Below are 13320 nucleotides of genomic sequence, written 5' to 3'. Positions count from 1 at the left end.
CTCGGACACGCAGCATGGCCCGCCGCCTTCTGGCCGTTAACCCCGCGGCGTGCCGCAACCTCACCCTGGCCCTCTCGGGGCCTGGGGGTTTGTGCCGCCGGCTAAGTTGAAAACCGCGGGGGCCACAACCATCGCCATTTCACCCTGGTTTGCACATGAATGAGGCATTCACATATGCCAAAGTCGTGCAAATCGATAAATCCCAGTGGTGTCGCTCGCGCCCGTCCGTATCCTGGATGCCAGGTCCAAGGTGAGGAGGACCCTGTGGCTGACGATCAAGACAAGTTGACCTGGCGGAAGAGCCGGTTCTGCGCAACCAACGCGTGCGTCGAGGTTGCCCGCGACGACGCGTTGTTCCTGGTCCGGGACTCGGCGAACCCTGATGGCGGCCAGCTGGCATTCAATGATGCGGGTTGGTCCTCGTTCATCGCCGCGCTGCGCAGCGACGAGGGTGGCCTGAATGGAGTTGAGCGCTAGGGTGCTCACGCACCGAAGCGCTCAACTCTACTGCTCCGTTATGTCAACGGGGAACTAGGGCGTCGGTCCTGATGCCGGCAATGAAACTGCCCCAGTCTGCCCGATTAAAGGTCAGCACCGAGCCCGCGACATTCTTCGAGTCACGCACGAAAAATGTGTCCGGTTGCTCGGCGACCTCGATGCATGTCGCATTCGCACATGCCTGGCTCTTGCGCCATGCCAATGGCGCCTCACTTGGCTGCACTCTACTCCTTTCCTGAAAAGCATCAGGCCGCGCCCCTGTGTGGAGACACGTCTTTTACCTCACTGCTCGGAGCTTCAGCTCCGAGATCTATGAACACCGAGAAGCTCGTTGGCCCGAGTCTCGATCATTTCCTTCGAATGGGCCTGGTCGAACGACGCATGCCAGATGACTTCCCACTGCGCGAGGTGGCGCTCCAGCCCGCTGCGGTCGTCGATGATCTCGTCCTTGGTCGAGTTCTCCCGATACAGCACGGCATGGTCCAGATGCTCGGCGCCGAGGTAAAATATTTCCCAGTTCCCGATGCCGGCATTGGGTAGATAGAACGGCGCGATACGCACGGTGAGCCAGCCCTCGTCGATCACGTCGAGCACCGATGACAGTTGCGCCCCCAGCAGTTCGGGCCGGCCTTGCGTGCGGAGCAATACCGACTCGTCGAGGATCACTCGTGCGTCGGGGCGGACTCCGCGAGCCTCGAGCGCCTTTCGCCGCAGCGTGCGGGTCTCCAGGCGCGCGGCAATCGTGTCCGCTTCCAGCTCATTGTTGAAGAAGTTGAGCACCTGGCTCGCGAACTCGGGCGTCTGTAGGAAGCCCGGAAAGTTCACGGCGCAGTAGATGAGCATGGTGCTTGCTTCGACTTCGTAACTGAACCATTGCTTCATTGCGGGGGTGAGCATTCCCGCGAACTTCGGCTGGTCCCACCATTGGCGTCGCTGTTTCGACGCCTTGGCGGCCTGGATGAGTTCGTCAACCTTGGCCTTGTCGCGGATCCCCAAATGTGTCAGAAGTGGACGGAGGTCGTTTTGCGAAATCGTGACCTCGCCGCTCTCAATTCGCATTACCTTGGAGAGTGACCATTCCATCGCCTCGGCAACATTTGATTGAGTGAGACCTTTTGCCACCCGCGCGTCACGGATCGCCAAGCGAACCGTGCGGCGGGCCACAGCAGGCGTGTCACCCGATGCCATGACGTCCAGCCCCTCCAAGGGACATATGTCCACCTGCAACATCGCAGGCAGCTAGCCACTTCCAGACCTTACGCGCGTGATCATGGGTGCACGCGGTCAACGCCAAAAACCGTAGCAAGCGCGTGCCGCACCGCGCGTCAGCCTCATGGGAGGACGCATACAAAACGGGCGCGCGGGTTGTCGCCCACGGGATGGTAACGACCAGCTACCCAGCAAGGTGCGATATTGCAAGTTGCATTTTTGTATCATCTCGATGAACCCGGGATGACCGCGCGCGAGGCGTAAGCTCGCGCGCGGTCTTTCGGGGCCTAACTACGTGCTGGTTTGCACTGCTCCAGTGCTCTGATCAACGCTCGCCGGACCTGGCCGAAGGTGCGGGCGTCCGTGGTGCTGAAGAGACTGACGTCGCTACTGCCGTAGCGCGCCCTGATCTCCAGCAGCGGGCGGATCGAGGGAGATCCGTGCCGGACGATGTACGCCCCTCGGAGTTCGGTCATCCGGAATCGGGCGGGACTTGGCCGGAGGACGGCCACATGGTCACTGGTGACCATGATGTCCGGACTCCGATAGAAGGTGCGCATCTCCTTTCCCCTCTCGGTCTTGCGGAGGGGTTCTCGATGCGCAAGGATTGCTGTGGGTATCACCGCTGACCCTCCGCGTAGTCGTAGAGGTGGAAGCGATCACAAACAGCACCCGGTGGCCGCCGGGTGCTGTTGTGTTTCAACGCCTCCAGAGCCGGTTTGGCCATGGCCCCATCGTCCCATGCAGTGTCACTATGCGCTAGGTCACAGACAGCCATGTGGCAGGTTGAGCGCTCGGCGAGGGTCGTGGTGGAACCGGATCGGCCTGTCGGAGGTCCAAGGCGCATGAGGGTCGCACTGGTCGCCGTTCTGCTGCTCACGCTCGCCGGCTGCACGCACAGGCCCGACATGCTGGCCGAAACCGTCCGTTATCAGGCCGACTACCCGCACTACCAGACCCTGGCCGAACTGTTCGCCGCGGCCGACCTTGTCGCCGAGGTGAACTTGGCCGCGTCGGTCGAGGTCCGCCCGGCGACGGAAACGGTGCCGAACGTTCACACCGTGTTCGCCGCCGCCGCCGTTGGACAGACCTACAAAGGCTCGGCGCCGTCCCGGCTGGAGATCAAGCAGGGCGGCGGCCGCCACAAGGGTACGGAGCACATCGAGGTCGGTAGTGTCAGCCTGCAGCCGAAGGGCCACTACCTGGTGTTCCTCGAGCTCTACGACGACGCGCCAGCCTCACTGCTCAACCCGACGCAGGGCCAGTACCGACTGGATGACGCTGGCACGGTGACGCCGGTCGACGAGGCGGGCCTGCGCTTCACCCTCGCCGAGCTGCGCCTGCTGGCCCCTTGAGAGACCGAAACGCCGGGCGGCCCTGGCGGGCTTCCCGGCGTTTTGCCTGGTCAGGCTGGCGGAGGATACGAGATTCGAACTCGTGAGGGTTTTATCCCAACACGCTTTCCAAGCGTGCGCCCTAGGCCTCTAGGCGAATCCTCCGTGCGCCAGGATACCCATGCCTCAACCGCTCCGCGCCACCGGGTATTGTTGTCCTCAAGCCACTCGTGCGGCGTCATCTTACGAACCTCCCCAGGGCCGGAAGGCAGCAAGGATAAGTGAGCTCTGACGGGTGCACGGGTGGCGCCTTCATGTCCGGGCTCCGGTCGGCGTTTTTGTCGGTGGCTGGAGGTACCGTGGTCCCGGCCCGCCACACCGAGCCGATGACGCGAACGGAGGACCGCTGGTGGCGCTCGCGCTGTACCGCAAGTACCGGCCTCGCACGTTCGCCGAGGTGATCGGGCAGGAGCACGTCACAGAGCCGCTGTCGCAGGCGTTGCGCTCGGGGCGGCTCAACCATGCCTACCTCTTCTCCGGGCCGCGTGGCTGCGGCAAGACCAGCAGCGCGCGCATCCTCGCCCGCTCGCTCAACTGCGAGAAGGGCCCGACACCCGACCCGTGCGGCGAGTGCGACTCGTGCCGCGCGCTCGCGCCCGACGGCTCCGGATCGATCGACGTGATCGAGATCGACGCCGCCAGCCACGGCGGTGTCGACGACGCCCGGGACCTGCGGGAGCGGGCGTTCTTCGCGCCGGTCTCCAGCCGGTTCAAGGTCTACGTCATCGACGAGGCGCACATGGTCTCGTCGGCAGGGTTCAACGCGCTGCTCAAACTCGTCGAAGAGCCGCCGGAATACGTGAAGTTCGTCTTCGCGACCACGGAGCCCGAGAAGGTGCTCGGGACGATCAAGTCCCGCACCCATCACTACCCGTTCCGGCTGATCCCCCCAGGGGTGCTCCGGCCGTATCTGGAGCAGCTGACCGCGTCCGAGGGCGTCACGGTCGAGCCGGCGGTGTTCCCGCTCGTCGTGCGGGCCGGCGCGGGCAGCGCCCGGGACTCGCTCTCGGTCCTCGACCAGCTGATTTCGGGCGCCGGTCCTGACGGCGTCACCTATCGGCGGGCCGTGGCGTTGCTCGGTGTCACCGACGTCGCCCTGATCGACGAGATGTGCGACTCGCTCGCCGCCGACGACGGGCGGGGCGCCTATGGCGTCATCGACCGGGTCGTCGAGGCGGGACACGACCCGCGGCGGTTCGCTTCCGATCTGCTTGAGCGGCTCCGCGACCTCATCGTTCTGCAGCAGGTCCCCGACGCGGTCGACAAGGGCCTGCTCGACGCGCCGCACGACCAGCTCGAGCGGATGGGCGCCCAGGCGACCCAGCTCGGGCAGGCGACGCTGTCGCGGTTCGCCGACATCGTCCACAACGGGCTGACCGAGATGCGCGGGACGACGGCGCCGCGGCTGCTGCTGGAGTTGATCACGGCCCGCATGCTGCTGCCCGGGGCCGACGACGCCAGCAACGCGCTGCTGCAGCGCCTGGAGCGGATGGAGCGGCGGGTGCTCGCGGGCGGCCCCGTTCCGGCGCCGGCCATCGGCCTCGGCACCGCTGTGGCAGGGGGTGACGGCGCCGGCGAGCGGGCCCTGCCCGCGACGCAGGTCTCGCCGCCGCCTGCGCACGCTCCTGAGCCGTCCGCCCACGCTGCTCCGCCTGCTGCGTCCGCGTCTGCTCAGACCGGCGCGACTGCTCAGTTTGCTGCGCCTGCTCAGGCTGCCGCGCCGGTGCAGGCTTCCCCGCCTGGTCGGCCTTCTGCGGCTGAGCCGGCCGCGGTGCATGCCGCCGAGCCGCAGGTGGCGCCGGAGCGGCACGCGGCCCCGCAGGAGGCGGCCGTTCAGACTCAGCCGGCCCCGCCTCAGGCGGCGCAGGGCGGGCAGGGGGTCGGCGCGCTCGACGCCGTGGCGGTCCGGCGGGTGTGGGCCGACGTGCTGTCCCTGGTGAGCGGGAAGTCGAAGAAGGCCGCGGCGATCGTCCGTGAGGCGACCGTGCAGGACGTCGAGGGCACCACGCTGGTGCTCGGGTTCAAGCACACGGCGCACGCCAACATGCTCAACGCCTCGCCTGACGTGCTCGTTGCCGCACTGAGCGAGCTGCTCGGGGGCAAGTGGCAGGTCAGGTGCGAGGTCGGTGGACAGCCGGGTGGCGGGGGTGGCGGAGGCGGCGGCAGCCGTCCGAGCCCGCCGCGGCCGACGCCGCAGTCCGGTCCGGGCGGGGCGCCGGTCCCCGATGACGGCGGTCCTCGTGGCGGCGCTCCGGTGCCGCAGCAGGCCGCCGACGCATGGCCGACGCCGGCGCGCCCCGCGGGTGATCCCGTGACGGTCGACGCGCGGGCGGCGGACGCGAGCATGGCGTCCGCGAGACCCGCCGCGGGTGGGCCGACAGCGACGGGGGATGGCTGGCCGACTCCGGCCGCCGTTCCCGGTGCCGGGAGCGGTCCTGGTGTCCCGAGCGGTCCTGGTGTTGCGGCTGTTTCTGGTGCTGTCGCCGGCTCCCCGGGCGGTTGGCCGACGACCGCGGTCCCTGGCGGAGACCTGGCGTCGGCCGGCTATGCCGCGCAGCCCGGCCACGCCGCGCAGCCCAGCCACGCCGCGCAGGCGAGCTACACCGCGCCGGCCGGCCACGCGGGCGGCGGGTCTCTGGGTGGCGCTCATCCGGGCGGTGGGCCAGCGGGCGGTAGCCAGCCAGGCGGTCGTCAGTCCAGCGTTGGCCAGTCCAGCGTTGGTCAGCCGGGTGTTGGCCAGTCGGATGGTGGGTTTTCAGGCGGTGGGCAGGCTGGTGGGTGGCCGACGCCCGCGGTGCCTGGTGGTATGGCGACGCAGGCCGACGGCTGGCCGGCGACGGCGGTGCCCGGCGGGGTGGTCCGCACACCGTCCGGTGGGGCGCTGGCGGATCCGCGCGGGCTGGCCGGACAAGGCGGCACGAACGGCGGCGCCGGCGATCAGACCCACGCGGGTGGCACGCAGGTGAGCGAGTGGCCGGCCATTGCCACTCCCGGCGGGTCGGCTCCGGGTGGCCCGACGCAGGTCGCGACCAGGCCGCAGGGGCAGTCGTTCAACGGCACGCAAGGTAGTCAGGGGCAGTCTCCGAACGGTGGCGGTTCGGCGCACGGCGGTCAGTCCAACGGCGCGCGGGCTCAAGGCGGCGCCAAGCCGCAGAACGGTGCCCGGCCGCGCAGCGCGATCGAGCAGGCGCGGGAGGCGGCCAGTCGGGCGGCCAACGCGCCGCGGCGGGGGGCGGGCGCGTCCGCGCCGGCGATCGAGTCGGTGTGGGAGGGTGCGGGGGCTGAGGAGCCGCCGTTCGACCCGGAATACGACGGAGCCGTCGCCGATCCGCGGTTTCCGGGGTTGGACCCGGGGGATGAGCTGCTCGACGATGCCAACTCGGTGCGGGAGTCGAGCGAAGAAGCGGCGTTGCGGTTGCTCAGTGAAGCGCTCGGCGCGGAGAAGATCGGCGAGACCACGAGCTGAGACCGCCAGGTCGGCCCGCGATCAGCCGAGCAGGACAAACCGCGAGCAGCCGAGCAGGACGAACGCGAGTAGCAGAGCAAGACCAAGCCGTGAGCCGCGCACGACGCAGGCGGGTCTCGAGCGAGCACCGACCCAGGACAAGTCCGCCGGCTGGGGTATACAGCTAGGCGAGCCAGGTAAGACCAGCTGAGCATTGACCGAGGATCGAAGAGGAGCAGACCGTGCGCCCCGGTGGACAGCCCAACCTGCAGCAGATGATGAAGCAGGCGCAGAAGATGCAGCAGCAGATGGTCGCCGCGCAGGCCGAGCTGGCCGAGGCGGAGCTGACCGGTACCGCCGGCGGGGGTCTCGTCACGGCGGTCGTGCGCGGGTCCGGCGAGGTCGTCAGCATCAAGATCGACCCGAAGGCGGTCGACCCGGATGATGTCGAGACGCTTGAGGATCTCGTGGTCGCCGCGCTGCACAACGCCGCGCAGGCCGCGAAGAACCTGACGGAGGAGAAGATGGGACCGCTGACGGCGGGGCTCGGCGGGTTGGGCGGCGGCCTCGGGCTGCCCGGATTCTAACCACCGCAGATGTATGAAGGTGCCATCCAGGATCTGATCGACGAGCTGGGCAGACTGCCCGGGGTCGGTCCGAAGAGCGCGCAGCGGATCGCGTTCCACGTGCTCGCGTCCGACCCGTCGGACGTGAAGCGGCTCGCCCACGCGCTGACACGGGTGAAGGAGCTCGTGCGGTTCTGCACGCGCTGCTTCAACGTCGCCGAGGAAGAGCTGTGCCGGATCTGTCGCGACCCGCGGCGCAGCGACGAGGTGTACTGCGTCGTCGAGGAGCCCAAGGACGTCGTCGCGATTGAGCGGACCGGTGAGTTCCGCGGGAGGTATCACGTGCTCGGCGGGGCGATCAACCCGCTGGAGGGCGTGGGGCCGGACAACCTGAAGGTCCGGGAGCTGATGATGCGGCTCGCGGACGGCACCTGCAAGGAACTGATCCTCGCGACCGACCCCAACACCGAGGGCGAGGCCACCGCGACGTATCTCGCGTTGCTGGTCAAGCCGATGGGGCTCAACGTGACCCGCCTCGCCAGCGGGCTGCCGGTCGGCGGCGACCTCGAATACGCGGACGAGATCACGCTCGGCCGCGCGTTCGAGGGCCGCCGGGCGGTCTAGCCTTCCGGGCGGTTCAGGATGCCGGCCGCCACGGCATGGATTGCGGCGATGTCGGTGGGGTCGTTGAGGTGGGTCTTGGTGCCGGTCACCACGTACCACTCCTCGGCGTCCTTGTACTGGACCCGCACCAGCGCGGCGCCCGACGCGTCGACCTCGGAGCGCAGCGTCAGGTCACCGGTGACCACGCCGACCTCGTCGGTCATCACGCCACCCGGCCCCGCCACGATGTCGACCGTCAGCGAGGCGACCGCGACACCACCGGCAGGCGCGCCACCGGCAGGCGCGCCACCGGCAGGCGCGCCACCACCGGCAGACGCACCACCGGCAGGTGCATCACCGGCCGCGGCACCACCGGCAGGCGGCGCCGCGGCCGAGGCGTCAGGCGCCCCGAACGGCGAGGCCACCTCCGGCGCGACCGGCACAGAAGCCGCCGGAGCCGCAGCCGGCGCGGCTGGCGCAGCCGGCGCGGGAGGAGGCGAAGGAACAGCTGCGGGGACGGCCGGTGCCTCCGTAGTAGCCGGTGCCGCTGCCGGCCCCGGTGCTGCGTCTGCCATCTCGGCCGCCCTTCATCACAAACGAGAGAAAACTGCCTACTTGCAGGTCGCCAGCATGTCCGTCAGTGCCGACTTCTCGGCGGTGGTGACGGTCAGCTTGTAAAAGCTCTTCACCGTTACCCAGTTTTGCGCATATGTGCACCAGTAGGCCTTGTTCGGCGGCTTCCACGTCGACGGGTCCTGGTCACCCTTGGACCGGTTCGACTGGAGGCTGACCGCGAACAGCTGCGGCCGGGTCAGGTCGTTGGCGAACTGTTTGCGCTGTTCATCGGTCCACTTGCTGGCACCCGAGCGCCAGCCGGCCGCGAGCGGCACCATGTGGTCGATGTCGAGGGCCTTGGGGTCGGTGAGGTTCTTGTCGTCGTACGGGCTGTACCAGGCACCGGACAGGATCTTGCAGTCCGCGTCGGCCTTGACGTCCTTGCCGTCACGCTTGAGCACGACGTCGCGGGTGTCGCAGCCGTCGCCCTGGCCGATCCAGTGCGTGAACTTCTCGCGGCTGTAGCCGGCCATCGAGCCGCTCGGAGCGACGGCGAGCTGCTCAAGGGCGGCGGCGGCACCGGCCGGGTTGCCCGCGGCCGGTTTGCTCGCGCTGGCGGTACCACCGCCGCTGCCGGCCGTGGTCGCCGAGCTGGGCGTGGCCGAGCCCGGTGTTGATGAGACCTCGCAGCTGCCGGCGCCGGTGAGCACCGTGGCGAGCGCGAGGGCGAGGATGACGGCTTTGCCGTTGGAGGGGCGCACGCCACCACTGTGCGGCATCGACGCACGCGGCGCGCGCAGCGCCACGGTGCGATTCCCGACACCAACCGGGAGACAAACCCCAGGAAGGAGGGACCGCAGTCCCTGTCGGGCGGGACACCGCGCCCGGCAGGATCTGTTGCATGCGAACGAAAACCTGGGCAGGACCCACATAACAGCGAAGGGGCCGGCCCCGCAGGACCGGCCCCTCGCAACGACGATCAGCTGCGGTTCGCGGCGCTCAGCACGGCACGCAACGATGCGGTCACGATGTTGGCGTCGATGCCGACGCCCCAGAAGGTCTGCCCGTCGACGGAGCACTCGACATACGCCGCGGCCTGCGCGCTCTCACCGGCGGTGAGAGCGTGCTCGGCGTAGTCCAGGACCCGCACGTCGACGCCGAAGTCGCCCAGCGCGTGGACGAACGCGTCGATCGGGCCGTTCCCGGTCGCGGAGACCGAGCGGACGGTGCCGTCGACCGCGACGTCCGCGGTCAGCGTGACCTTGCCGTCGACCGTCGAGGCCTCATACCCCTCCAGCGTGAACCGGCGGTCGGAGAAGTACTCGGCGGAGAAGAAGTCCCACATCGCCTGCGGGCTGACCTCGCCGCCCTCGTCGTCGGTGTGCCGCTGCACGACGCCGGAGAACTCGATCTGCAGGCGACGCGGCAGGTCGAGGTGGTGCTCGGACTTCATCACGTACGCGACGCCGCCCTTGCCCGACTGCGAGTTGACCCGGATGACCGCCTCGTAGGAGCGGCCCACGTCCTTGGGGTCGATGGGCAGGTAGGGCACGCCCCACGTGTAGCGGTCGACGTCGACCCCGGCGGCCGCGGCGTCTCGCTGCAACGCGTCGAAGCCCTTCTTGATCGCGTCCTGGTGCGAGCCGGAGAACGCCGTGTAGACCAGGTCGCCGGCGTACGGGTGGCGCTCGTGCACGGGCAGCTGGTTGCAGTACTCGACGGTGCGCTTGACCTCGTCGATGTTGGAGAAGTCGATCTGCGGGTCGACGCCCTGGGAGAACAGGTTCAGCCCCAGCGTCACCAGGTCGACGTTGCCGGTGCGCTCACCGTTGCCGAACAGGCAGCCCTCGACCCGGTCGGCGCCGGCCATCAGGCCCAGCTCGGCGGCGGCGACGGCGGTGCCGCGGTCGTTGTGCGGGTGCAGGGACAGCACGACCGACTCGCGCCGCGGCAGGTTGCGCGACATCCACTCGATGGAGTCGGCGTAGACGTTGGGGGTCGCCATCTCCACCGTCGCCGGCAGGTTGACGATCAGCGGCCGGTCGGGGGTCGGCTGCAGCACCTCGATGACCGCGCTGCAGACCTCCAGCGCGTAGTCCAGCTCGGTCCCCGTGTACGACTCCGGCGAGTACTCGTAGTAGATCTCCGTGTCGGGGGTGATCGCCTCGGCGTACTTCTGGCACAGCCGCGCCGCGCTCGTCGCGATGTCGGTGATCCCGGCCTTGTCCAGGCCGAACACGACCCGCCGCTGCAGCGTGGAGGTCGAGTTGTAGAAGTGCACGATGGCCCGCTTCGCGCCGCGCAGCGACTCGAACGTGCGCTCGATCAGGTTGTCGCGGCACTGGGTCAGGACCTGGATGGTGACGTCTTCCGGGATCAGGTCCTGCTCGATCAGGGTCCGCACGAAGTCGAAGTCGGTCTGCGACGCGGACGGGAAACCTACCTCGATCTCCTTGTAGCCCATGCGCACCAGCAGGCCGAACATGCGGCGCTTGCGCTCCACGGACATCGGGTCGATCAGTGCCTGGTTGCCGTCGCGCAGGTCGACCGCACACCACCGGGGCGCCTTGGTGACCTCGCGGGAGGGCCACTGGCGGTCGGTCAGCGGGACCGGGAACTGTTCACTGAAAGGCCGGTAGCGCTCGACGGGCATCCGGCTGGCAGTCTGATTGGCGATCTCGGACATGGCTCAATGCTCCTGGAAAGGTGGTCGGGACCAAGAAGGGTCGACCGGCAGGAGCGCAGACGCGACTCAACCCCGCGACGAGGTGCCGGCCTGTCGGGCCTCGTCGCGGCGACGAAGAAGGAGAACCGTCTGCCACATGTCGGGCGCCAGCTTACCACTCACCGGGAGCGAGAGATCGACGGTGCGACCGAGGGTGACGAAGACGACGGCTTGGGCGACGGCGGGGGCGGCGGCGAGGACGTCCCCAGCGGGGCGCCGGCGACCACCGGGCCGGGCAGCGAGATCGTCTCCGGCGCCGGCGCGGGCTCCCCGGTGAGCATGAGCTGGCCCAGCGGGATCTTCGCGGCGACGAGGATGCCGCGGTCGTTGTAGCAGAACACCCCGGGGTCGATCGGCGGCTGGACCGCGGTGACGCCCGGCTCGACCGCGAAGCACGGCGCCGACGTGCCCGCCAGGGGCTGCGCCGGGGCCACGGCCAGGGGGACCTGCCGGTCCAGGAGCACGTCGAGCCAAGCGATGAAGACGTACTGCAGCCGCGGGTCGATCGCGGCCGGCAGCTTCTTGTTGGTGGCGGCGACCCTGACGCAGCCGCTCGCCGGGTTGATCGGGCACTGGTAGACGCCCTCGGGCCGGTTGGCGATCGCGATGTCGGCGCTGCCGCCGAGCGCGCCGCCCTGGATGTCGACCCGCCAGGTGCGGTCGGTGGCGACGGTGACCAGCACCGAACGGGGCGCCTTGCCCTGCACGACCAGGGTGTACGCGGCGACGTACCGCTGGTCCTTGGCGACCGCGACCCGGGCGGCGAGCATCCCGCGGGGGTCGGGCTGGGCGGGGGCGCCGGTCGCCGGAGCCGATGCGATGTCCGTCGGTGGGTCCCCGCCGCAGGCGGCCAGCAGCAGCCCGGTGACCACGGCGAGCGCCGTGCCGGTGGTCACAGTGATCGCGGTTCCACCGACCCGACGTGAGCGCACATGCGTATTCTCGCCCGTCGGACGGCCGGATCGTGGGAACGCCACTCCCGACGGGTACCCGGCGCCGGTACGCTCGGCTGCGTCAACATCGCCCGTACGGGTGGAAAGGAGCTCGACGGCGTGGCGCTGATCGTGCAGAAGTACGGCGGGTCGTCCGTCGCCAACGCCGAGCGCATCAAGCGCGTCGCCGAGCGGATCGTCGACACGCGGAAAGCCGGCAACGAGGTCGTTGTGGTCGTCTCGGCCATGGGCGACACGACCGATGAGCTCCTCGACCTCGCATCGCAGGTCAGCCCGGTCCCGGCCGGCCGCGAGCTGGACATGTTGCTGACCGCCGGCGAGCGCATCTCGATGGCGCTGCTGGCGATGGCCATCAACAACCTCGGGTATGAGGCAAGGTCGTACACCGGCAGCCAGGCAGGCGTGATCACCACGTCGACGCACGGCCGGGCCCGGATCATCGACGTGACCCCAGGGCGCCTGCGCGGGGCACTGGACGAGGGCGCGATCGCGATCGTCGCCGGCTTCCAGGGTGTGGCGCAGGACACCAAGGACATCACCACGCTCGGCAGGGGCGGCTCGGACACCACGGCCGTCGCGCTCGCCGCGGCGCTGCACTCCGACGTGTGCGAGATCTACACCGACGTCGACGGGATCTTCACCGCCGACCCGCGGGTGGCGAAGAACGCGCGGCACATCAAGCAGATCACCTACGAGGAGATGCTCGAGCTGGCCGCCTGCGGCGCGAAGGTGCTGCACCTGCGCAGCGTCGAGTATGCGCGGCGGTTCTCGCTGCCGATCCACGTGCGCTCGTCGTATTCAACCGCCAACGGCACCATGGTCACCGGATCGATAGAGGACCTTTCTGTGGAGCAAGCACTCATCACCGGCGTCGCGCACGACCGCAGCGAAGCGAAGATCACCATTGTCGGCGTGCCCGACCAGCCCGGTGTCGCCGCGCGGATCTTCCAGACGGTCGCCGCCGCGGAGACCAACATCGACATGATCGTGCAGAACGTGTCGACCGAGGGCACCGGCCGCACGGACATCTCGTTCACGCTGCCGAAGACCGACGGCGCCACCGCGAAGGCGGCGCTCGAGCGGGCCAAGGCGACCGTCGACTTCCGCGACATCCTGTTCGACGACCACATCGGCAAGGTCTCGCTCATCGGCGCCGGCATGCGCTCCAACCCAGGCGTCGCGGCCAAGCTCTTCGCCGCCCTCGCGGAGGCCGGCGTCAACATCGAGATGATCTCCACCTCGGAGATCCGGGTGTCCGTCGTGTGCCGCGACACCGACCTTGACGTGGCCGTCCGTGCCATTCACGACGCCTTCGAGCTCGGCGGGACCGAGGAAGCCGTGGTTTATGCGGGGACCGGACGGTAGGTTCGCT

13 protein-coding genes, 1 tRNA gene and 1 other RNA gene are annotated in these 13320 nt (G+C 69.0%); 7 read left to right on the top strand and 8 right to left on the bottom strand.

The features are described from left to right. Positions 1 to 264: 264 nt before the first annotated feature. Complete coding sequence (locus AB0K00_RS41445) at positions 265 to 477, top strand: DUF397 domain-containing protein (RefSeq protein WP_363532928.1); 213 nt, start codon at positions 265 to 267, stop codon at positions 475 to 477. A 43-nt stretch (positions 478 to 520) separates the two neighbouring features. Here the strand turns inward: AB0K00_RS41445 and AB0K00_RS41440 are convergent, their stop codons facing one another. The 3 genes from AB0K00_RS41440 to AB0K00_RS41430 form a co-directional block, all read right to left on the bottom strand. Beyond that, positions 521 to 721 (bottom strand): DUF397 domain-containing protein, encoded by a 201-nt coding sequence (locus tag AB0K00_RS41440; protein ID WP_363532925.1) that lies wholly within the window; start codon positions 719 to 721, stop codon positions 521 to 523. Between the two features lie 74 nt (positions 722 to 795). Further along, a complete protein-coding gene (locus AB0K00_RS41435) occupies positions 796 to 1728 on the bottom strand; it encodes a Scr1 family TA system antitoxin-like transcriptional regulator (protein WP_363532922.1) in 933 nt (310 codons plus the stop codon). A gap of 266 nt (positions 1729 to 1994) precedes the next feature. Then, positions 1995 to 2183 carry a DUF6232 family protein gene (locus AB0K00_RS41430; RefSeq protein ID WP_363532919.1) on the bottom strand — a complete coding sequence of 63 codons (189 nt, stop codon included), beginning with the start codon at positions 2181 to 2183 and terminating at the stop codon, positions 1995 to 1997. 369 nt (positions 2184 to 2552) lie between these two features. Here AB0K00_RS41430 and AB0K00_RS41425 point away from each other — a divergent pair, with 369 nt between their 5' ends. Next, positions 2553 to 3062, top strand: a complete 510-nt coding sequence (locus AB0K00_RS41425) for a hypothetical protein (RefSeq protein ID WP_363532916.1) — start codon at positions 2553 to 2555, stop codon at positions 3060 to 3062. A gap of 56 nt (positions 3063 to 3118) precedes the next feature. On the opposite strand, the gene AB0K00_RS41420 is transcribed toward AB0K00_RS41425, so the two are convergent. After that, positions 3119 to 3206: transfer RNA gene (locus AB0K00_RS41420), tRNA-Ser, on the bottom strand. Positions 3207 to 3261: 55 nt separating this feature from the next. Between AB0K00_RS41420 and ffs the strand changes: the two genes are divergently transcribed. The 4 genes from ffs (at position 3262) to recR (ending at position 7736) form a co-directional block, all read left to right on the top strand. Next, positions 3262 to 3355, top strand: an RNA gene (gene ffs, locus AB0K00_RS41415) — signal recognition particle sRNA small type. Positions 3356 to 3450: 95 nt separating this feature from the next. After that, positions 3451 to 6567, top strand: a complete 3117-nt coding sequence (locus AB0K00_RS41410; protein ID WP_363532914.1) for a DNA polymerase III subunit gamma and tau — start codon at positions 3451 to 3453, stop codon at positions 6565 to 6567. A gap of 245 nt (positions 6568 to 6812) precedes the next feature. Continuing rightward, positions 6813 to 7133, top strand: coding sequence for a YbaB/EbfC family nucleoid-associated protein (locus AB0K00_RS41405; RefSeq protein ID WP_363532943.1), 321 nt, complete (start codon positions 6813 to 6815; stop codon positions 7131 to 7133). Positions 7134 to 7142: 9 nt separating this feature from the next. Continuing rightward, complete coding sequence (gene recR / locus AB0K00_RS41400) at positions 7143 to 7736, top strand: recombination mediator RecR (RefSeq protein WP_363532911.1); 594 nt, start codon at positions 7143 to 7145, stop codon at positions 7734 to 7736. Here the strand turns inward: recR and AB0K00_RS41395 are convergent. From AB0K00_RS41395 to AB0K00_RS41380, 4 genes are all read right to left on the bottom strand, one after another. Beyond that, positions 7733 to 8158 (bottom strand): hypothetical protein, encoded by a 426-nt coding sequence (locus tag AB0K00_RS41395; protein ID WP_363532908.1) that lies wholly within the window; start codon positions 8156 to 8158, stop codon positions 7733 to 7735. The genes recR and AB0K00_RS41395 overlap by 4 nt on opposite strands. Positions 8159 to 8326: 168 nt before the next feature. Next, complete coding sequence (locus AB0K00_RS41390) at positions 8327 to 9031, bottom strand: HNH endonuclease family protein (RefSeq protein ID WP_363532906.1); 705 nt, start codon at positions 9029 to 9031, stop codon at positions 8327 to 8329. Positions 9032 to 9249: 218 nt separating this feature from the next. Next, positions 9250 to 10956: a 2-isopropylmalate synthase gene (leuA, locus tag AB0K00_RS41385; RefSeq protein WP_363532903.1), complete on the bottom strand. Its 1707-nt coding sequence runs from the start codon at positions 10954 to 10956 to the stop codon at positions 9250 to 9252. Between the two features lie 158 nt (positions 10957 to 11114). Beyond that, complete coding sequence (locus tag AB0K00_RS41380) at positions 11115 to 11891, bottom strand: hypothetical protein (protein WP_363532900.1); 777 nt, start codon at positions 11889 to 11891, stop codon at positions 11115 to 11117. Between the two features lie 156 nt (positions 11892 to 12047). On the opposite strand from AB0K00_RS41380, the gene AB0K00_RS41375 reads away from it, so the two are divergent. Continuing rightward, a complete protein-coding gene (locus AB0K00_RS41375) occupies positions 12048 to 13313 on the top strand; it encodes an aspartate kinase (RefSeq protein ID WP_363532897.1) in 1266 nt (421 codons plus the stop codon). The last annotated feature ends 7 nt before the right edge of the window (positions 13314 to 13320 follow it).

Origin of the sequence: Dactylosporangium sp. NPDC049525 (genome assembly GCF_040676755.1) — a bacterium.
In the GTDB taxonomy this organism is placed as follows: Bacteria; Actinomycetota; Actinomycetes; order Mycobacteriales; family Micromonosporaceae; genus Dactylosporangium.
The sequence above is the reverse complement of the archived record's forward strand: the minus strand, read 5'-3'. Positions and strand labels throughout refer to the sequence as shown.